The organism is Nitrosopumilus maritimus SCM1 (assembly GCF_000018465.1).
Classification (GTDB): Archaea; Thermoproteota; Nitrososphaeria; order Nitrososphaerales; family Nitrosopumilaceae; genus Nitrosopumilus; species Nitrosopumilus maritimus.
The window spans coordinates 218,381-238,080 of sequence record NC_010085.1; the positions used below are offsets into that span (position 1 = coordinate 218,381).

At 33.4% G+C, this 19,700-nt stretch carries 24 protein-coding genes and 3 tRNA genes; 12 read left to right on the forward strand and 15 right to left on the reverse strand.

Annotation, left to right across the window (positions count from 1 at the left end; translation table 11 throughout):
• The 5 genes from NMAR_RS01300 to NMAR_RS01320 are packed head-to-tail and all read right to left on the reverse strand — an operon-like array spanning window position 1 to window position 4,471.
• The gene (locus NMAR_RS01300) at window positions 1-270 is read right to left on the reverse strand and encodes a Trm112 family protein (RefSeq protein ID WP_012214629.1); all 270 of its coding nucleotides are present in this window, start codon (window positions 268-270) and stop codon (window positions 1-3) included.
• The gene (locus NMAR_RS01305; protein ID WP_012214630.1) at window positions 267-1,202 is read right to left on the reverse strand and encodes a Gfo/Idh/MocA family protein; all 936 of its coding nucleotides are present in this window, start codon (window positions 1,200-1,202) and stop codon (window positions 267-269) included. The genes NMAR_RS01300 and NMAR_RS01305 overlap by 4 nt, the downstream gene beginning before the upstream one ends.
• On the reverse strand, window positions 1,203-2,120 hold the full coding sequence (locus NMAR_RS01310) for a branched-chain amino acid transaminase (RefSeq protein WP_012214631.1): 918 nt from the start codon (window positions 2,118-2,120) through the stop codon (window positions 1,203-1,205).
• 40 nt (window positions 2,121-2,160) lie between these two features.
• Window positions 2,161-3,540: a sensor histidine kinase gene (locus NMAR_RS01315; protein ID WP_012214632.1), complete on the reverse strand. Its 1,380-nt coding sequence runs from the start codon at window positions 3,538-3,540 to the stop codon at window positions 2,161-2,163.
• A 1-nt stretch (window position 3,541) separates the two neighbouring features.
• Complete coding sequence (locus NMAR_RS01320; protein WP_012214633.1) at window positions 3,542-4,471, reverse strand: phosphate/phosphite/phosphonate ABC transporter substrate-binding protein; 930 nt, start codon at window positions 4,469-4,471, stop codon at window positions 3,542-3,544.
• 52 nt (window positions 4,472-4,523) lie between these two features.
• Here NMAR_RS01320 and NMAR_RS01325 point away from each other — a divergent pair, with 52 nt between their 5' ends.
• A complete protein-coding gene (locus tag NMAR_RS01325) occupies window positions 4,524-4,904 on the forward strand; it encodes a response regulator (protein ID WP_012214634.1) in 381 nt (126 codons plus the stop codon).
• Here the strand turns inward: NMAR_RS01325 and NMAR_RS01330 are convergent.
• Window positions 4,901-5,506 carry a hypothetical protein gene (locus NMAR_RS01330; protein WP_012214635.1) on the reverse strand — a complete coding sequence of 202 codons (606 nt, stop codon included), beginning with the start codon at window positions 5,504-5,506 and terminating at the stop codon, window positions 4,901-4,903. The genes NMAR_RS01325 and NMAR_RS01330 overlap by 4 nt on opposite strands.
• 52 nt (window positions 5,507-5,558) lie before the next feature.
• A complete protein-coding gene (locus NMAR_RS01335; protein ID WP_012214636.1) occupies window positions 5,559-6,404 on the reverse strand; it encodes a ferredoxin--NADP reductase in 846 nt (281 codons plus the stop codon).
• Between the two features lie 124 nt (window positions 6,405-6,528).
• Between NMAR_RS01335 and NMAR_RS01340 the strand changes: the two genes are divergently transcribed.
• Window positions 6,529-6,602 (forward strand) — tRNA-Ala (locus NMAR_RS01340).
• A gap of 3 nt (window positions 6,603-6,605) precedes the next feature.
• Here NMAR_RS01340 and NMAR_RS10055 read toward each other — a convergent pair.
• The gene (locus NMAR_RS10055; RefSeq protein WP_012214637.1) at window positions 6,606-7,142 is read right to left on the reverse strand and encodes a HEAT repeat domain-containing protein; all 537 of its coding nucleotides are present in this window, start codon (window positions 7,140-7,142) and stop codon (window positions 6,606-6,608) included.
• A gap of 115 nt (window positions 7,143-7,257) precedes the next feature.
• Here NMAR_RS10055 and NMAR_RS01350 point away from each other — a divergent pair, with 115 nt between their 5' ends.
• On the forward strand, window positions 7,258-7,545 hold the full coding sequence (locus tag NMAR_RS01350; RefSeq protein WP_012214638.1) for an AlbA family DNA/RNA-binding protein: 288 nt from the start codon (window positions 7,258-7,260) through the stop codon (window positions 7,543-7,545).
• 25 nt (window positions 7,546-7,570) lie between these two features.
• On the opposite strand, the gene NMAR_RS01355 is transcribed toward NMAR_RS01350, so the two are convergent.
• Window positions 7,571-8,419, reverse strand: a complete 849-nt coding sequence (locus NMAR_RS01355; RefSeq protein ID WP_148680276.1) for an isocitrate lyase/phosphoenolpyruvate mutase family protein — start codon at window positions 8,417-8,419, stop codon at window positions 7,571-7,573.
• 220 nt (window positions 8,420-8,639) lie between these two features.
• Window positions 8,640-9,149 (reverse strand): PadR family transcriptional regulator, encoded by a 510-nt coding sequence (locus tag NMAR_RS01360; protein ID WP_012214640.1) that lies wholly within the window; start codon window positions 9,147-9,149, stop codon window positions 8,640-8,642.
• A 94-nt stretch (window positions 9,150-9,243) separates the two neighbouring features.
• Between NMAR_RS01360 and NMAR_RS01365 the strand changes: the two genes are divergently transcribed.
• From NMAR_RS01365 to NMAR_RS01380, 4 genes are read left to right on the forward strand one after another with little or no spacing between them, the layout of a single operon-like run.
• The gene (locus NMAR_RS01365; RefSeq protein ID WP_012214641.1) at window positions 9,244-10,956 is read left to right on the forward strand and encodes a succinate dehydrogenase/fumarate reductase flavoprotein subunit; all 1,713 of its coding nucleotides are present in this window, start codon (window positions 9,244-9,246) and stop codon (window positions 10,954-10,956) included.
• On the forward strand, window positions 10,957-11,388 hold the full coding sequence (locus NMAR_RS01370) for a succinate dehydrogenase/fumarate reductase transmembrane subunit (RefSeq protein ID WP_012214642.1): 432 nt from the start codon (window positions 10,957-10,959) through the stop codon (window positions 11,386-11,388).
• A 1-nt stretch (window position 11,389) separates the two neighbouring features.
• Window positions 11,390-11,734, forward strand: a complete 345-nt coding sequence (locus NMAR_RS01375; RefSeq protein ID WP_012214643.1) for a succinate dehydrogenase/fumarate reductase transmembrane subunit — start codon at window positions 11,390-11,392, stop codon at window positions 11,732-11,734.
• A 2-nt stretch (window positions 11,735-11,736) separates the two neighbouring features.
• Window positions 11,737-12,486, forward strand: coding sequence for a succinate dehydrogenase/fumarate reductase iron-sulfur subunit (locus NMAR_RS01380; RefSeq protein WP_012214644.1), 750 nt, complete (start codon window positions 11,737-11,739; stop codon window positions 12,484-12,486).
• Here NMAR_RS01380 and NMAR_RS01385 read toward each other — a convergent pair.
• Window positions 12,483-12,806, reverse strand: coding sequence for a metal-sulfur cluster assembly factor (locus tag NMAR_RS01385; protein ID WP_148680016.1), 324 nt, complete (start codon window positions 12,804-12,806; stop codon window positions 12,483-12,485). The two genes, NMAR_RS01380 and NMAR_RS01385, sit on opposite strands and share 4 nt — an antisense overlap.
• A gap of 49 nt (window positions 12,807-12,855) precedes the next feature.
• Here NMAR_RS01385 and argH point away from each other — a divergent pair, with 49 nt between their 5' ends.
• Complete coding sequence (gene argH, locus NMAR_RS01390) at window positions 12,856-14,313, forward strand: argininosuccinate lyase (protein ID WP_012214646.1); 1,458 nt, start codon at window positions 12,856-12,858, stop codon at window positions 14,311-14,313.
• Between the two features lie 16 nt (window positions 14,314-14,329).
• Here the strand turns inward: argH and NMAR_RS01395 are convergent.
• Window positions 14,330-14,403: transfer RNA gene (locus NMAR_RS01395), tRNA-Lys, on the reverse strand.
• A 96-nt stretch (window positions 14,404-14,499) separates the two neighbouring features.
• Between NMAR_RS01395 and NMAR_RS01400 the strand changes: the two genes are divergently transcribed.
• The 3 genes from NMAR_RS01400 (at window position 14,500) to NMAR_RS01410 (ending at window position 16,502) form a co-directional block, all read left to right on the forward strand.
• Window positions 14,500-14,577, forward strand: a tRNA-Asp gene (locus NMAR_RS01400).
• A gap of 116 nt (window positions 14,578-14,693) precedes the next feature.
• Window positions 14,694-15,413, forward strand: coding sequence for a hypothetical protein (locus tag NMAR_RS01405; protein ID WP_148680017.1), 720 nt, complete (start codon window positions 14,694-14,696; stop codon window positions 15,411-15,413).
• Window positions 15,414-15,425: 12 nt separating this feature from the next.
• Window positions 15,426-16,502, forward strand: coding sequence for a glutamyl-tRNA reductase (locus NMAR_RS01410; RefSeq protein WP_012214648.1), 1,077 nt, complete (start codon window positions 15,426-15,428; stop codon window positions 16,500-16,502).
• A 5-nt stretch (window positions 16,503-16,507) separates the two neighbouring features.
• On the opposite strand, the gene NMAR_RS01415 is transcribed toward NMAR_RS01410, so the two are convergent.
• The 3 genes from NMAR_RS01415 to NMAR_RS01425 all read right to left on the reverse strand — a co-directional run bounded on the left by NMAR_RS01415 (window position 16,508) and on the right by NMAR_RS01425 (window position 18,488).
• Window positions 16,508-16,675, reverse strand: coding sequence for a DUF1059 domain-containing protein (locus tag NMAR_RS01415; protein ID WP_012214649.1), 168 nt, complete (start codon window positions 16,673-16,675; stop codon window positions 16,508-16,510).
• Window positions 16,676-16,759: 84 nt separating this feature from the next.
• Complete coding sequence (locus NMAR_RS01420; protein WP_012214650.1) at window positions 16,760-17,602, reverse strand: FAD-binding oxidoreductase; 843 nt, start codon at window positions 17,600-17,602, stop codon at window positions 16,760-16,762.
• An 85-nt stretch (window positions 17,603-17,687) separates the two neighbouring features.
• On the reverse strand, window positions 17,688-18,488 hold the full coding sequence (locus NMAR_RS01425; RefSeq protein ID WP_012214651.1) for an inositol monophosphatase family protein: 801 nt from the start codon (window positions 18,486-18,488) through the stop codon (window positions 17,688-17,690).
• Window positions 18,489-18,570: 82 nt separating this feature from the next.
• Here NMAR_RS01425 and NMAR_RS01430 point away from each other — a divergent pair, with 82 nt between their 5' ends.
• The gene (locus tag NMAR_RS01430; RefSeq protein ID WP_012214652.1) at window positions 18,571-19,692 is read left to right on the forward strand and encodes a hypothetical protein; all 1,122 of its coding nucleotides are present in this window, start codon (window positions 18,571-18,573) and stop codon (window positions 19,690-19,692) included.
• Window positions 19,693-19,700 lie beyond the last annotated feature (8 nt).

Genomic DNA, 19,700 nt, shown 5'->3' on the forward strand with positions numbered 1-19,700 from the left:
CTATAAGTGCCATGGTTTTGCCTTTGTAATAATTTTTTCAGGTAATTTATCTTTGAAATTTTCTAAAAATTCCATTTCTTGTTTTTTATCACGTAATTCATCAGGAAGCATAATTGGAATTTCTTCAATTATAGGATAAAATCTAGTGCATTTTGGACAAAACAAAACCCCTTCTGAAACAATGTCACTTTTTTCATTTATCTCAAACAATTCTAAAGGGTGATTCTTGTCAATTGGACATGCTAGTATGTCCGTCATAGTTTTGTTCATTTTAGATCTAAGTATATTGGAACTCCTTTCTGACTAGATAAAAGTGCAGCTTCAGCAATCTTTGAAACATTTACTGCTTGTTGTGCTTTTACAATATGTTCATCTTTGCCTTCAACAGCATTAAGAAAACTTTGAATTTCTAATAGTAAGGGTTCTTGTTTTTCATTTTCTATATTTTCTATTTCTTCTTGTTTTTCTACTTTGATTTCTTGTGTGATAAAATCTGATGAAATTCTTGCATCATTACAAATTGCATGAAATTTTCTAATTCTTTTTGGAGTAATCCAATTTGATGTAATAATTGCAACTTTGTTATCTTTGTATCCTAGCATGATTGTTGCAAAATCTTCATGTTCATGTTTGATTTGTCCTGATCTTGCAAATACAACGTTTGGCATTTCATCAAACAACCAATTTGCAGTATCAATATCGTGTACTGAAGTATCATAGATTATTCCTACATCTTTAATGTGAAGTGGCATTCTGTTTTCTCTATGAAATTCAAGCATAATCAAATCCCCATATTTTTTTTCTTTAACAAGATTTTTTACAATTCCTACTGCAGGATTAAATCTCTCAATATATCCGCAGGTTAGAATTACTCTGTTTTTATCTGCAAGTCTTGCAAGTTCTTCACCTTCTTCAGTTTTGTATGTGAGAGGCTTTTCAACAAAGACATGTTTTTTTGCCTCAAGTAATTTTTTTGCAATTTCTGCATGTGTGGATGTTGGTGTAATGACAAATGCACCATCAAATTCTTCAGATGAAATCATATTTTCAAGAGATTCATAGTGATTGACAGAATATTTTTCTCCAAATTCTTTACTGCGTTGTGTGTCTGCATCACAAATCGCACTTAGCACTCCTAATTCTGATAATATTCTAGCATGATTCTTGCCCCATCCTCCGGTACCAATCTGAACAATTTTCATCTAATACACCGCAGTTAACCAATGAGAATAGTCGTCATTTTTGTTCATTACAATGTCTGTATATTCTTCCATCATCTTCTTTGTAATGTCTCCAGGTTTGCCATTACTGACTTTCTTTCCATCAAGTGAAATTATGGGTGTGATCTCAGCTGCAGTTCCTGTTAAAAATACCTCATCAGACATTGCAAGCTCACTACGTGTAATGTCTCTTTCAACTATTTCAATATCCAGATCTCTTGCAATTTTAATAACTGCATCGCGAGTAATTCCTTCTAGTGCAGCTGATGCTAATGATGGTGTTGCCATCTGACCCTCTCTAACAATAAAGATATTCTCACCAGGTGCTTCACTTACATTTCCGTTATGATCAAGTAATATTGCTTCATCTACTCCGTTTCTTTTTGCTTCTTGTGTTGCAATGATTGAATTTAGATAATTTCCACCCATCTTTGCTTGAGGCGGAGTTGACATGTCTGAGAATTTTCTCCATGAGACAATTCCTGCAGAGATACCATTCTTGTTAAATAAATCCCCAAAAGGAAACGTAAACATTGCAACATTTGTTGGAGCTTTTTCAGTAACGTGAAGATTTATTCCGTAATCTCCTACAAAATAAAATGGTCTAATATAACATGATTTTTTGATTTTATTTTTTTTGCATATTCCAATTATTGCTTCTGTAATTTCTTTGTCTGAAAAGTTTAATGAAATATTGTAAAACTGTCCTGATCTTCTAAATCGTTTTACATGTTCATCTAATCTAAACACATGAAGATTTTTTCCATTCCAATATGCTCTAATTCCCTCAAAGATAGATGTTCCATAATGTATTGCATGTGTTGTGATTGGAACTTGTGCTTTTTCTGTTAGAACATATTTTCCATCAAACCAAACATATTTTGAAAGTGGAAGTTTCATAGAAAATTTTTTGCTGGATGCGTATTAATCTATTTTCAATTTATTTTGTCTCTTTAATTTTAGGTAGCAAAATTGTAAAAATTGCCCCTCCTTCATCTAAATTTTGAGCGTAAATTTTGCCATTATGAGCCTCAACAGCATTTTTACAACTAACTAGCCCTAGACCTGTGCCGTCTTGTTTTGTAGTGTAAAGTGGCTCAAATACTGCGTCCAGTAAATTTTCTGGTATTCCAGTTCCATTGTCTTTTACTGTAATTTTGTCGAATTCTCCCTCTATTTTATAATCAATTATTATCTCACCTTGATTTTTTCCAATAGCTTGAACTGAATTTGAGATCATATTGATCAAAACATTTTGTAATTGAATTTTATCACACCAAATTTTTTCATTACTTTCTGAAATTGATATTTTGATATTTTCTGGTATTGAGATTGTATTTAATACATTATTTGATATTTCAGAAAATTCCACAAAGTTCCTTTCAGGTTCTTTTGCTTTAACAAATGCCAGCACTTCGTCAATTTGATGGTTCATTCGAGTTACTCCATCTTGTATCATGTCAAAATATTGTTGATTTTCTTTAATTTTTTCAGGATTTTTCATTTTCATAACTGCTACTGCATTTTTTATTGTAGTTAACGGATTTCTCAAATCATGTGTAATTCTTGCAGACATTTCCCCGATAGTGGTGAGTCTCTCTGTTTTTACTAATTCATTTTGATATTTCTCAATTTTTTCTCCCATGTTGATAATTTCATCATAAAGCTCATTGATTTCGGGAATTTTTGATTTAATTTCTTGTTTTTGTAAATCTCCTTTTGAAATACTATCTATTTTTTCTTTAATTATTAGAATTGGATTGCTAATTGAACGACTAAGATATACTGCAACAAAAATAGATATTCCGATAATTATTCCTGCTACTACAATAATTTCAGTAATTGTTTCTTGAATACTTTTTTCAATACTATTTGTTGAATAATCTATTACCAAAATCCCAATTTTCTCATTAAGAACTATTGAATTTGATACACGAATTATGTTATTATCAATCGTTACTGCCTCTTCATTACTTGTTATTGCATTTTGAATAAATTTATCCTCAAAAGTTGTCCCATAATTGTAATCGTTATCAGTTCCATCCGTTAGTAAACGTCCATCAGGAAACAGGACTAAAACTTGCTGAATATTTTCATCTCCCTCCAAGTTATCTACTATCTCATTTAATGCATCAAAATCTAATTGATGCATTGGATTTCGCATTTCACTTTCAGTCAATTTACTTAATGATTGAACTTTTGATATTGTTAGTTCAAAATACTGATCACTTGCTATTTCTGAAATGATTGCCGCTGAAACTGATGTAGAAATTATTAATGGTAAAATTGTTATTAGTATAATCCTTTGAGTTAACTTCATTTTATCTCAATGATTCCAATATTTTTCTAACTTGTTCTAGATCTTTTTCCAAATCTATTTCAGAAAATTGTGATGTGCGTGAAATTTTTCCAAGAATCTCAAGTGCTTCAGGAGTTTCATTCATTTCCAACAAGATTGTTTTCAGATTTTCTTGATCTTCAATATGATTTCCAACAAAAACCATCTGTCTAGGTATGGAACCAGTTTTTTCAATCACTTTTACTTTTTCTTTAATGTTGGTTGGTATGTCTTCAAAATCTAAATTAGATGTGGCACCAACATCCCCTCTGCCTTCTAGAAGCCATATTGGAGTATTTTCATCATCTAAGCTAAATACAGGTGTGATGTTTTCTGATGAGGCATCTGCCACATAACCTGCATTTTGAAGGTGCGTTAGTGGCAACAAATACCCAGATGTAGATTCTGTATCCTCAAAAACAATGGTTTTTCCATTCAGATCATCAAAAGTAATCTCTGATTCTATTGGCACTATGAATACAGAGTGGTATTCTCTATACCCTTCTTTCCATGACAACAACAATGGATTCATGTCAGCTTGTTCTGCTACTTTCATTCCAATTAGAGGACTATCAAAGAAAATGTCCATTTCTTTATTGATTACACTGTTTATCATCCCTTCTTCGGTTCCAATAATTCTCACAACTCCCTTGTATGTGGTATTCTCATCACTTAGTTTTTCAGCCACATAATCTGCTAATGGCTGATATCTTTTTGTCATTTTTACTGAATCTCTATGAATTGTTCCAATCGTGATTGTTTCATCAAATTCAAGTGGCAAATCCTGCAAAATGGTATCGTCTTGAACTGTTATTTCATCAGAATTTGTCATTTCACCTGATTCTAAAGAAAAAACCGCTGCAACTGAAATAATTCCAACCACTATTACTGCTAAAATTATTGGAATTTTCACTTCGCTTTCTCTCACCAACAATGTTTTAAAAAGACTATTCTCTTTTCATTTCATGGCAATAACTGCAATTGTTGCAGAAGATGATGAGGCAAACCTAGAATTATTTTCAGAAATCCTTGAACTAAATAATGTCACTATATTATCTAAAGTTGTCAATGGCAAAGAAGCTGTAGACTCTTTTGAATCACAAAGACCTGATATTGTATTTCTAGATATTATGATGCCTGATTTTGATGGATTGTATGCCCTAGAAAATATTAGAAAAATTGATCCATCCGCTAAAGTAGTAATGGTAACAGCTGATACTTCATCTGAAAGTGAAGCCATTCTAGAAAAATTACAACCAAATGCTGTAATTCATAAACCATATGAAGTTTCAACTATAACTCATATTATAGAAGATAAATTAGATCTAAAAATTCAATCAAATTAATCTGTTGACCATCCTTCTTTAGGAAATTTCATTCCTGCAACTCTTCTAGTTGTATCTTCAACATTTGCAAATTCTTCTACTGTTTTCCAATTCTCTTCAATAATTTTTGCAACATTTTCAGTCACATCATCTTTCCATGATGTATTGTTTCCAGATACTGCATCATACAATTTTTCTTTTACAGATGAGGCTGAAAGAGATTTTCTCTCCCCTATCTTTGGATTTAGTCTGTAAATTTTTAACATTAATCCTTCTGCTTTGTCACCCGTATAGGAAAAATAATCTCCCTTTACTCCTCTTAACACTTGTTTTCTTAATTTCCATGACTTTGGGGATAGTAATGGAGGAATGTATTTTTTGAATGGGGCAAAAAATGCATAATCTTCAGTAATCTCAATAGAATCTCCAAATTCTGATTCTAGCATTTTCTTTCTAACTTCAAAACTAAATGGAAAACTCTTACTGTTAATCTCTTTTTCATTATTTTTGAAAACTACCGGCATTACCTTCACAACATCTGCATCTTTTTTTAATTCCTCAATAATTTCTACATGAGCTTTTGTAACAGGATTGAGATGTGCAAGATATAGTGCAGTAATCAATTAGATTCACTAAACAAATCTCATATTTCAATGATTGATTTTTTTAAAAATTCTATCCGTATGATTCGTACTTGACTTCAAAACTTCCGTCTTCACGTTTGTCATGTTCGGTAACAAAGCCTTTTGGTTTTAAGAAGTCCATGACACCATCAATTGTACCTTGCCAACCACATACATAGAATATTGTATTTTCTTTAGTAATCTTATCTCCAATCAATTCTTCTAATGGTGACATTCCATTATCTCTTGGTCTTAGGAATGTTTCAACTCTGCCTACTTGACCTGCCCATGATCTATTGAACCATTCTTGAGGTCTACTTATTGCTGCTCTGTATTTAAAATTCCATTCATCTTTTCCTCTTCTAATACTCTCATTTTCTAATTCAGTTAACAGATCCTTATAGCTTAATTCATCTACATAACTGGCACCATGTAATACCACAATCTCTCGTTTGTCTCCTGAATCATGTAGATGCTGTGCAAAACTCACAAAAGGTGCAAGACCAGTTCCGCCACCAATACAGATGATTCTTCTGTTGTCTTTTTCTCCATTTGGAAGTTCTTCATTGATTAACAATGCTCGTCCTGTTGGTTTTAACCAGAGAATCTCATCTCCTTCTTTTGCATTAAACAATTGTGTAGTTAGTCTTCCTGGAAGTGGTTTTCTTACCCATCTGATTACAAGTTCAACATATTCCCTATTTTCTGGATGTGATGCAATTGAGTATGCCCTTCTTACAATTTTTCCGCCTTCAACAGGATTTGGTAATCCAAGTGTGATAAATTGACCAGCTTTGTACTCTGGAACTGGACCTTCTTTTGGAACTAATCTAATAATTACGAGATCTTCTTTTAATAACTGAACATATGTGATTGTTGCTTTGTTATCTACTACCATAACGATTCAATCATAATATTGACGGTTAAATATATTGTGTTAATTTCATACATCGATTTTGTGTTTGACCGCTAAACGTTAATAACCAATTTGAAAAATGTTAGTGATTCAGAATTCTGAATATGGGCCGGTCGTCTAGTCTGGTAGGATAGGTGCATGGCATGCATCGGATCAAGGGTTCAAATCCCTTCCGGTCCACTTTTACTTTTTTAATTTTGAAAGCATTTTCAATAATTCAGAATCTGCATCTTTTGAAATTTCTTTGATTCTTTCTTCAGAAATTGAAAATTTTAGATTAATTATTGCATGTACTGCACTTTTTCTTACTTCTACATTTGTATCTAAAACTGATTCTAGAAAAATTTCTTTTGCTACTTTAGCTTTTAGATGATTTAGTGCACCAATTGCACATGATCTTACCATAGAACGTTCATCTTTCGCAAGTTTTGTTATGTTGGGAATCGCATCAGTTTCATTTCTGTTAGCTAATGCTAGTGCGACAAAACCTCTGATATTCTTACTTGTTGAATTCAAATTTTGAATTAAAAAATCTGAAATTTTATTTTTATTTAATACAAGTGAGCTAAATGCTTCTCCTCGTACTTTGATATCATCATCATCTAATTTTGAAATGATTTTTTCTAAAATTTCTGGACTGTCTGTTTTATCTAGTGTTTCTAAAATTTTGATTTTTTCTTCACTACTTCCAGATTCTAGAACTTTTACAATATTTTCCAAATTCTAAATAAAATCCTGTTTTCTAGTTAATATTAGTTCAAATCTTTCAAAAAAATTTGTTTAGACTAGAAAAAACACTTTTAGCTTTAAATTATCCTTAAATACCAAATTTTCCATGTCGACCGAAGCAAGAGACACCATATTCATTGGTAAAAAGCCATTGATGGCATATGTTACATCAACATTAATTCAATTGGCAAACATACCATCCGTCAACATCAAAGCTAGAGGACTCAGCATTGGACGTGCTGTGGATGTAGCTCAAATCATTGCAAGAAAAACAGAAAATGCAGGATACTCTATCGGAGAAATCAAAATCGGCTCCGAATCTTTAGAGTCACAAGACGGTAGAACAAGAAACGTTTCAACAATAGAAATTGAAGTAAAGAGAAATCAGGCATAACTGACTTTACTTGTAATTTTTTATTTTATTCTCTTTTTGAAAATCCGTACTTCTTTTCCATCTTCCTGAATTTTGAAAGTTCTACAAGATCATTGAATTGATCAAAATTAACTACTTTGTTTTTGTATTTGGAAGTCGTTCCTGTTTTCTTTAATTCTTGAAGTATGTTCATTGTGGCAAAAGTATTTGCAAACAATACTGATAACGGGTACAAAATTATTTTGAATCCCATTTTGTGCAAGTCTTGTGCTGAACTTATTGGAGTTGCTCCTCCTTCAATCATGTTTGCAACTAGTGGTGCCTTAATTGACTTTCCAATCTGTTTCATCTCTTCAATTGATCTTGGTGCTTCAACAAATACTGCATCTGCACCTGTTTTTTTATTTTGTAATCCTCTTTCTATTGCTGCATCCAGTCCTTCTGTTGCTCTTGCATCTGTTCTTGCAACAATTATGAAATCTTTACTTTCTCTTGCATCAATTGCTGCACCAAGCTTTTCAGTATATTCTTCTTGTGACACAACTTCTTTTCCTTGCATGTGTCCGCATCTTTTTGGCCATCTTTGATCTTCTAGAAAAATTCCTGATGCCCCTGCAGATTCTAATTCTTTTACAAGCTTCCACACACTTAGTGCATTTCCATAACCTGTGTCTGAATCTACTATTACAGGAACTTTAACTGCTCTACAAATTCTCCTTGCATTGTCAACTGTTTCTGTTGCACCTATGAATCCATAATCTGGCATTCCAAAGAGAGTAGCTGATGTACCATATCCTGTTTGAAACATTGCATCAAATCCAACCTTCTCTGCAATTTTTGCACCAATTGCATCATAAACTCCAGGAATAATCAAAGGCTTGTTAGATTTTAGCATACTACGTAAATTTTTCATAAATTTACTTTTTTTCTGAATTATTTATGATTTTAAACAACTATCTAATTTACTATTGTCTTTTGTACCCATGAGTTTTTTACAATTTCTTAATATCAAAAAATTTTACATTATGGCGACATATGCTATTTTTGATTCTCTTCTACCTCAGTATCATAATTCTTTGAAATAATTGATCGCTATAGATTGTGAATTCTAAAATTTAGTCGATTTTGATCTCTTTGCCTTTCTTTTCAACATCTTTTGCATCAATCTTTTTTAGTTCTTCTTGAAGAAATTTTCTGTATTTTTCAGTTTCTTCAGTAGTCATATTTGCAACATTTGAACTCAAGATTGCTCCCATTGATGATATTTTTTCCAACAAGTCCATTGCTACAAATCTTCCAACATTTCCTAATCTGAAAAGAACATCTAATTGCTTTTTTACAATGTCATTGACTTTGTCTACGTCTTGTGCAGTTTCAGCACCTTTCTCTGTTAGTTGATACTTTCCATCTTTAGTTTCTTGAATTAATCCTTCATCTAACAATCTTCCTAACAATGGATAGATCAGACCTGGTGATGGTTTCCAAATTCCATTACTTTGTTCAACTGCATAATCGATAATCTCTTTTCCAGTTTGCTCTTTTTTCTTCAATAATTCTAGAATGAAGTATCTTGAAAATCCTCTTGGAACTGAACTTCCTACTCTTTGAAACCACTCAGAAATCATCACTAGTGATATCACTAGTGATATATATGAGCATTTTGGATCACGCCTAGCAATTACTACATATTTATCCCGCCCTAAGCAAGTTTGTCTTAAAATGGTCGATTCAATTGAGTTTGATTTGATAATTTGTGGTTCTGGCTTAGCTGGTCTTAGGGCAGCAATTGCAGCTGCGAAAAAAGGACCTAATCTGAAAATTGGTATTGTATCAAAATTACAAGTAATGCGTTCTCACTCTGTTTCTGCAGAAGGTGGAACTGCTGCAGTTATTCAAGAAGATGCAGGTGATACCATTGAATCCCATGTTTATGATACTGTAAAGGGCAGTGACTTTCTTGCAGACCAAGATGTTGCTGAAAGACTTTGTGTTGAGATGCCACAAGAAATCCATCAGTTAGATCATTGGGGCATGCCATGGTCTAGAAAAGATGATGGAAGAATTGATCAGCGAAACTTTGGTGGTTATAGTTTTCCAAGAGCAACTTATGCATCTGACAAAGTTGGTTTCTTTGAAATGCAAACATTGTATGACACATGTCAAAAACATGAAAATATAGAATATCTTAACGAATGGTTTGCAACATCTATTGTTCATGATGGTAAAAAATTCATGGGTCTTACGGCAATTGAATTAGGTTCTGGAACATTTTACACAATCAAAGGTAAAGCTCTCATCATTGCAACTGGTGGTGCTGGAAGATTGTACAGTTTTTCAACTTATGCTTTATCATCAACACCTGATGGTTTAGACATGGGATTGCGTGCCGGTATGGCACTAAAAGATATGGAGTTTGTACAATTTCATCCTACTGGTATCTTGCCATCTGGTATTTTGATCACTGAAGGTGCAAGAGGAGAAGGTGGTTATCTTCTTAACAACAAAGGTGAAAGATTCATGAAAACTTATGCAGCTGGAAAAATGGAATTAGCTCCACGTGATATTGTTTCTCGTTCTATTATGACAGAAATTCAAGAAGGTCGTGGTTTCAAACATGAAACAGGAGTTGATTGTATGAAACTTGATTTGAGACATCTTGGTGATGAAAAAATCAAAGAAAAGTTAGGTGGAATTAGAGAAATTTCTATCAAATTCTCAGGAATTGATCCTGCTGAAGAATTACTTGACATTAGACCTGTTTGCCATTACATGATGGGTGGGCTTCATACTGATATTGATGGAGCAACAGAAATCCAAGGAGTTTGGGCTGCAGGTGAGGCTGCATGTAACAGTGTTCATGGCTCAAACAGACTAGGTGCAAACTCTACCTCTGAGTGCATTGTTTGGGGTAAAATCACAGGTGAACTTGCAGCTGAGTATGCTATGAAAAACACAACTGCAGATCAATGGCCACATCACTTGGTTGCAGCAGAAGAAAAGAGAATCTATGATGGCATCTTTAGAGGAAATGGTGATGCAAATCCATATGAAATTAGACAAGAGTTAACTGATGTCATGAATGACAAAGCATATGTTTACAGAAACGAAACTGATCTTGTTGCAGGTCTTAAGAGAATTCGTGAACTAAAAGCACAAACTTGGAAACATGTTGATGATAAAGCAAAAGAGTACAACACTAACTTTTCAAATGTTATGGAACTTGATTCTATGTTCAGAGTAGCTGAAATTGTATTAATTGGTGCAATTAATAGAAAAGAATCTCGTGGTGCTCATGCAAGAACTGATTATACTAAAAGAGATGATGCAAACTTTTTGCATCACACATTAGCATATTATGATCCAAATGAACCAATCATGAAGACGCATCCAGTGACAATCACTAAGTATCAGCCTGTGGAGAGGAAATACTAGATGACTCAAGACGAACACAAAGAAGGTTTCAAGGGAATGGCTAATCCTAGTCGTTATGGAATTGAAAGAGTAGCTTATTGGTTAATGAGATTAAGTGGTTTAGGATTATTAGCATATTTTATCGGTCACATTTATGAAACTAGTAATATTTTACGCGGACGTGTAGGATGGAATGAGTTTCTCGAATTAACTCAAACCACTGAAGGACACATTGTTTTGGCAATTGTAATTGCAATGTGTGTTTTTCATACCGTTAATGGAATTAGAGTAATGTTGGGACATGGTGGAGTTGGTGTTGGAAAACCTGCAAGACCTGATTATCCATATGACCCAGCATCTCAAAATTACAGACACAAGATAGGAATCTATTCTGCAATAATTCTTGCTGCAATTGCTATGATGTACGGATTAGCCGTAATGTTTGGTGAGTAAAATGAGAGAAAGTACTATTATGAAAATCCACTATGGAACTGCTTTAGCAGCAGTTGCCTTAGTTGCTGTTCACATATTGATGCGTATGACTATGAATTTTGCTGACTCTTTAGAATATGAAACTGTTCTTGCAAATTACAAATTCATTCCTTATGCTATAATGTTAGAATTAATCCTAGTTTTGCTTTCAGTGCATGGATTTAATGGACTAAGAGTGATCTTATTGGAACTTAAACAAGGACGTGTATATGAAAAAGCAGTTTCTTATGGCTGTCTTGCAGCAATGTTTGCACTAATTGCATATGGTTCACGAACAATTATTATGACTAACATGGGGATGGTATAGAGATGGCACAAGTTTCTAGTATTGCAGATGACCAATCTTCTCAATCAATCACACTTAGAATTGCAAGATACAATCCTGAAAAAGACAGTGAACGACAATTCATGGAATTCACTGTTCCCTATGAAAAGTGGACTACTGTACTTGAAGCAATTCTTGATGTAAAGAAACACTTTGATCATTCTGTTGCAGTTCGTTATTCATGCAGACAAGCAACATGTGGTTCATGTGGAATGATAATTAATGGAAAACCAAGACTAGCATGCTTTACAAAAATTAGTGAACTTGATTCAAATATTGTAACTGTAGAACCAATGAACAACTTCCCAATTATTCGTGACTTGGCTGTTAAGTTTGAAAGACTATTTGACACTCATCATAAAATCAAACCTTATCTTGATAGGGATGATACTGAATTAGAATCTGATGCAAAAGAATTCTTGCAATCTCCAGAAGAATTAGAACAATACATCCAATTTGCAAATTGTATCAAATGTGGATTGTGTAATTCTGCATGTCCTACTATGGCTACTGATTCTTCATTTGTAGGTCCACAAGCACTTGCTCAAGCCTATCGTTATGTGGCAGATAGTAGAGACAAAGGAAAAGATTCTAGACTAAAAATCATTGATGAATCTCACGGAATTTGGAGATGTCATTTCGCAGGCTCTTGTAGTCAGGTGTGTCCAAAAGGTGTTGACCCTGCAATGGGAATTCAACTTCTTAGAGGATATATGCTTGGTTTTAGAAGTTAACCAAGTTTTTTTGGATTTGGACTATTGTTAACTTGATTGTTAATTTGCTCTGCCATAAAGTGATTTGATACATTCACTTTAACATCATCAACGCCATCTACTTTCAAAAGATTGTCATGTATATCTTGACAAATTTTAAAACCAAACACTGCTGGACAGAATGGACTTGTTAAGTGCAAATCAACTTTAACATCGCTACCATTGATATCAACTTCATCAATTAATTCTAGTTCTACAATTGATGTGTTAATTTCTGGATCTACAATCTTTGATAACTCGTCGAATAGTTTTACTCGAAGCTGTTTGATATCTTGACTCATGTGGGCAAAAGCGTCGATGCTATATATAACCATTCTAGAACCTTAGGTAATGTATCGTTCACGTCTTGGAAATGATTTGAGTGATATTACTTTAGATTATGTTTCATCCATTGATGATGATGCTGCAATCACTTTTTATGATATTGTTGGAAGTCAAGCTCATGTTTTGATGTTATATCAACAAAAAATAATCACAAAAAGTGATGCAAAGAAGATTCTTTCTTCTTTGGAGAGCTTGAAAGATGAAACATTTGATTCATCATCTGGTGCTGAAGATATTCATGAATTAATTGAAGCACTAGTAATCAAAAGGGCTGGAATGTCCAGTGGAGGTAAAATGCACACTGCACGTTCAAGAAATGATCAAGTTGTTTTAGATATTAGAATGAAAATTAGAGATGATATCAATATTATCTGTAATTGTCTTTTAGATACTATTGAAGCACTAGTTTCTGTGGCTAAAAATCACCAAAAAACAATCATGCCACTTTATACTCATCTTCAACAAGCTCAAGCTGGTTTATTCTCTCATTATCTTCTTGCACATGCAGATGTTTTATCAAGAGATTTCCAAAGACTCTATGGAACATTTGAAAGAATTAATCAAAGTCCATTAGGTGCAGGACCTGTTGGCGGAACAAGTATTTCAATTGATAGACGCAGCACTGCAAAGATGTTAGGTTTTGATGATGTAGTTGAAAATTCAATTGATGCAACTAGCACACGTGACTTTGTAGCAGAGTATGTCTCAATGGTCTCAATTTTAATGACTAATCTTAGTAAAATTGCTGAAGATTTTGTAATTTGGTCTACTTCTGAATTTTCTTTTATTGAATTATCTGATGAATTTACATCACCATCAAGTGTAATGCCACAAAAGAAAAACCCTGACATCTTAGAGCTAACTCGTGGAAAAACATCTGAAGTTATTGGAAATCTTACTGCAATTTTAACTACTGTTAAAGGACTGGCCTCTGGTTATGGACGTGATTTACAACAGATAAAATCTTCAATTTGGTCTACCTCAAAGATTTCAATCAGTGCTCTTTTAATTTTCAAATCAATGCTTCTTACTTTGAAAGTAAATGAAAAACAAATGAAAAAAGTAACAGAATCTAGTAATCTCATTGCTTTAGATATTGCAGAAAAATTAGTTCAAGAAGGAATTCCATTCCGTGTAACTCATAAAATTGCTGGCTCTTTAACCCAATTGGCACATTTATCAAAAAAACCGATTTCAAAACTTACTCCATCTGATATCAAAAAATCTGTGGCTGACACCAAAGTTGATCCTAAACTCGTCTTAGAAATTATTTCTTCTATAACTGTGGTATCCTCTTTAAAGGAGAGAAAATCATATGGTTCTTCAGGATACGATGAACAAAAACGAATGATTTCAGATAGACTCAAAAAAATTAATGATTTTAGAACTGATCTTACTCATAGAGAAAACAAAATCAATTCTTCTCTTGAAGATTTGAAAAAACAAATTGATGAAATTATTTAATGAAAAAGAAAAGTAGCGGGTCTAAAGGGATTCGGACCCTTGACAACCGGATTAAAAGTCCGGTGCGCTACCTGGCTGCGCCATAGACCCTCACGAAAAATGCTTTACGTGTATAATTTAGTCTTTTACAAAATTTATTGTTGTGACAGAAACTTTTAATCTGGCAATCTGATTCATTGAACTTGTGCCCTTGTAGTATAGCCCGGTCTAGAATTCGGCCCTGTCACGGCTGAGACGCGTGTTCAAATCCCGCCGAGGGCGCCATTATTTTCATTTAATCATTTTCAAACCGATCACAATTGTTTTTTCGTTCTAAAACTAATGATTTGTAGTCTATATCACAAGAATATTAAAATTCAGGCAAATTTTTGATTATTTTGTTGTCTGAAGAGAAAAAAGAATCTGAAGTAGAAGCAAAACCTGCTGAAGATTTCGCATCAGAAAAACCATCTGCTGAAGACACTGCAAAAGCAGAAGCTGAAAAAGCCCTTGAAGATGCAAAAAAAGCATCTGATGCAACAGCAAAAGCAGAAGCTGCAGCAAAAGCAGTAGAAGAAGCTGAAAACGCTGTTAAAGAAGCTCTTGCAAAAGCTCAAGCTGCAAAAGAAGAAGCTGAAGCTGCTGCGGAAGAAGAATACAAAGCAATTGCAGCTGAAGTAAAAGCAGATGCTGCAAAAGCAGCTAATTACACCTTTAAGCGACAAGGTGAAGAAATCTTTAGACGTGAAATGGGAGAACCTGAATTTTGGTTAGAAAAAGAGGATCGTTTCCCACGACCAATTTTAACTGCTGAACAACAAGAATCTGTTACTAGACAAGTAGAAATTCCACAAGATCAAACTCCTGCTTATAATCCAGAAAATGTTCTTAGTCCGGAATTTGAAGGAAAATCAAATTATGAACGAGGTGTAGGTGAAATTTTAGAAGTTGCAAAATTAAAACTTGAAACATTAAAGAATAATCCTGATGCAACTGAAAAAGATATCAAAGACACAGAAGATGAAATTACTTATTTAGAATCTTTACATGAAAATTACTTTATTGGAATGAATGTATTTAGAACAGCTCACGGCGGTAGAAGTAAAATAACAGCTAAATGAGGATGATGTGCTTTGGGTAACGTAAGTTTTGATGTAATGAATGCACGAGTAACTTTCAAAAATGTACCAATTCACTCTTTATCAAAATTTGAATTCAAAGATGTGTCTGCTGCATGTGAAGAATTCAAAAAAATTCCTGGCGTTGATGAATGTATAATTATTCAAACTGCAAGTAGAGTTGAAATCTTTACAGTAAGTAATGTTGAAGATGATGATTCTCCTGATGCAAGAAGAGATGAAGCAAAAGGTCTTATCTTAAATCAAGTTAAAGACACTTGGGTATCATTATCTTCTTTAGAACAAATAGACATTGATCATTTTGATCAAACAATTGAGGTTTACAAAGGCAATGATGTCTATCTTAATTTATTACGTTTAGCTGCAGGACTTGATTCTTTCGTTGTAGGTAAGAGAGAAGTGTATGATGAAATAGTTCAATCTCTTGAGAAAGCAAAACAAGCAGGAACTTCTGGTAAGATTTTGAATAAATTATTTGATAGCGTTGTTCGACTAGCCACAAAAATGAGAGATGCTACTGGAATTGAAAAAGATGTTATCTCTCTTGGTGATATTGCAGTAAAACTGGTAGATGAAAAAGCTGGCTTGGATGCTAAAAAGAAGGTATTGTTAATGGGAACTGGTGAATCTGCAGCACAAGTTGCAAAGACTCTCAACAAGAAAGAAGTTCCTTATGATGTTGCTAGCAGAACTCTTGATAGGGCTACAGGTTTTTCAACTGTTGTGGGTGGAACTCCTGTTGATTTTAATGATGCATTGGCAGGTTTAGACAAGTATGATATTGTATTTGTTGCAACAACTGCCGACTATTTCATAATCACTCATGAAAGAATTAGACTAGTTATGGAAGAAAAGAAGAAAGGTACTCTAATCATGGATATTTCAGAACCAAGAGCTGTTAATGAGGATATCACCTCTCTTCCAGGAATCAAATTATTATTTAGAGATCAAATTGCTGAACTCTACGAAGAAAGTGTTAAAGCTAGAAAAGGCATTGTTCCTGCAGTTGAAAAAATCATAGACAAAGAACTTCCTGTCTTGTCAGTTAGAATGCAAAAATTAGAAAATTAATTTTCTTAAAGACCCTGTTTTCTCAATAGGAATTGCATAATAGCTTCCTTAGAGTAGTCGATTCCATGTTCCTCTTCAGTGTGATTTCTAAAGTTTTCAATAACTTGTTCTGTTTCCCCATCAGCTACAAAATCACATTCAAAACCATAATCTCTACACTTGAGTTCTGTCATGCTTTTGGAAAAAAAGTCTCACTATAAAAATCCACAGGTAATGTTGGTATAGTGATAATAGATCTTGGAAAGAAAACTTGTTCTTTATCCGTAGGATTCAAACTTGATGCCAAAACTTCCGTCTGGCTTCTTTTCGTGTTCTGTAACAAATCCTTGTGGTCCTAAAGAATCAATTACTCCATCAATAGTGCCTTGATAACCACAAATGTAGATGATAGTATTTTCAGGTGTAATTTTTTCTCCCACCATTTCTTCTACAGGTGACATTCCTGTCTTTTTATCAGGTGCAAAGAATGATTCTACTCTGCCTACATGACCATTCCATGATCTATTGAAAAATTCTTTTGGTCTACTAATAGCTGCTCTATATCTAAAGTTCCATTGATCTCTTCCTCGTCTTTCGCTTTCCATCTCTAAATCTGTAAAGAGACGTTTGTAGCTTAACTCATCAACATAACTAGCACCATGTAAAACAACCACTTCTCTTTTGTCATTTACATCGTGGAAATGTTTTGCAAATGCAACAAATGGTGCAATACCTGTACCACCACCAACACAAATTACTCTTCTTTTATCTTCTTCTCCATTTGGAAGCGTGTCACTAATTTGTAATGCAGTTCCACTAGGATCACCTAACCAAACTTCATCACCAACACTTGCATAGAATAATTCTGTAGTAACTCTTCCTGGAAGTGGTTTTCTTACCCATCTAATTACAAATTCAAAATAATCTCTGTTTTCTGCATGTGATGCAATGGAATATGCTCTTCTAACAATTTTTTTTTCTGCTGGTATTGGAACACCGATTGTCAAAAATTGACCTGTATGATATTCTGGCATTCCTCCTTCTGGAAGTAGTCTGATAATTACAAGATCTTCTTTTAATAATTCTCTGTAAATTACCTTAGCCTTTGTCTCACTAACCATACCACAAGTTTTTTCGCTACTTTGGATAAATATATTTCTGTTATATCTGATGAAAAAATTAATTTCTTAACGAAAATTTGAAACTTTATTCGTTCATTTGTGACATTATTTCATCAAGAATTTTCTGATTTGCAGCTGCAATAAAAGAAACTCTTGTGTCATAGCTTAGATCCGCATCTAGTGGATTCAAATTTGCATCCAGTAATAATCCTCCAGCTTCTTTGACAATCAAATAACCTGCTGCAATATCTTGAATTCTAATTTTATCCCGTAAATCGATGAAAATATCCATTAATCCTCTTGCAAATAATGCCATTTCGAGCGCGTTAGCACCAAAATGTCTTGTATGATTATGATTTTCAAATATTGGATGAAGTTTCTTCATTAATTCAGTTGATGCACCTGATGTGTTAATCCCAACAATTTTGTAAATTGGATCTTTGTTATGTACTTTCATTTGTTCTTGATTGAAATACGAACCCTTGTCTTTTGATGCCCAATACATTTCACCATTATGTAGATTCGTGATAACTCCATCAGTGATGGAGCTAAGTTTGTTTTCTGTTGCAAAAGCTAATGAACTACAAAAGAAAGGGACTCCTCTCACTGCATTTGCAGAACCGTCAATTGCATCCATAATTACATAACCTTTTGGTTCTTTTGATAATTCAACTCTACCACATTCTTCACCTAAAACTACGCATGGAAAATTAATTTCTTTTAAAAAATCTAGAACCGTTTTTTCTGCAATAATGTCTATGTTTCTTGAAATATCTCCACCTGCACCTCTTCCAAAATCCCCTGCAGCATGTTCAGTTCCTGCAAGATCTTTTACATTTTCGTAAATCTTGTTTGAAACTTCACGAAGAATTTCGATAACTTCCACAAACAATATTTTTTGCTTCGTAATTTAAGTGAAGAAAATATTTGTTTTGAAAGCATAAATAACAACACATTGAATTTTGAATGTGAGCGGAAAAGATGAATCAATTTTTAGTAAAAGTGCTTTAATGGGAACAAAACCTGGAAAACAAATCATCAAACAAGGTTTATTCAAATCCAAAGGATTCAAATTATTTAATCAATATAAGCAAGAGGCCGAAGATGGATTCACTCCATTTGCTCAAAGATTTGCAAAAAATCTCTTTGAACAAATTAATGCTGATCAATCTCCAAATACCACACAACAACAATTTGCTGAAGAAGTAGGTTCTACTGAAATTATTTTGAATGCATCTGAAATTGAGCCTATCAAATCTAAATTACAAGATTTTGACACCTTACATGATAGAGTACTTAGAATTTTAAATTCTAATTTTGTCAAAATGACATTTCCTGTTTTTAATGGTCTTTTTGACGCATCTACAGATTATTTCAAAGATGATAAAAACACTACAATGAGAGAAGATATTGTTGATGGTCACATTATTGCAATTGATCTTAGTGAACCAATGGATAGAATTGTAGATAAAGATGAAGACTTGGAATACTTGGATGATTACAAATTGATGAATCCATATATTTTGAAACTTGCAAGAGAAAAAATTTCAAAAGGTGGCGAAGATGTACTCAAAGAATTTGAAGAGGGTTTTAAACAAGCAAGAATTGGACAATATCTTGATACAAAATTAAAAGAAAAACCTACTGAAATTACTGAAGAAGAATTAATTGAAAGTTACAAAAAATATCGTTCTGTTATGGGAACTGCCGGTAGAAATATGGCTTTAAATCGAGCACCTTTAGCTGATATTTTTTACACGGGAATGGCAAAAGCTGCTGAATCTGTAGGATGTGGAAATGAAATTGAAGATAGTATTAGGGATAAAGCTGCAAAAATTCCTTCTTGGCCATTATTTTATTCATTGAAAATGAATGATGCAAAACGTGGATTTGAAGAAACAATGAAACATAGTGAATCTTATTTGAGAGAAGCAAGAGATGCTCTAGAAAAATTACCTGATAATTTTTCACATACTAAATTTTTAGAATTCCTATTTCTTACTGTAGAACATTATAATCAATTTTGGTATAAGAAATTACAAGAAGAAAACATTTGGTCAGATTTGAACAAAAATCTTCCAAGAAAGTGATAAAATTG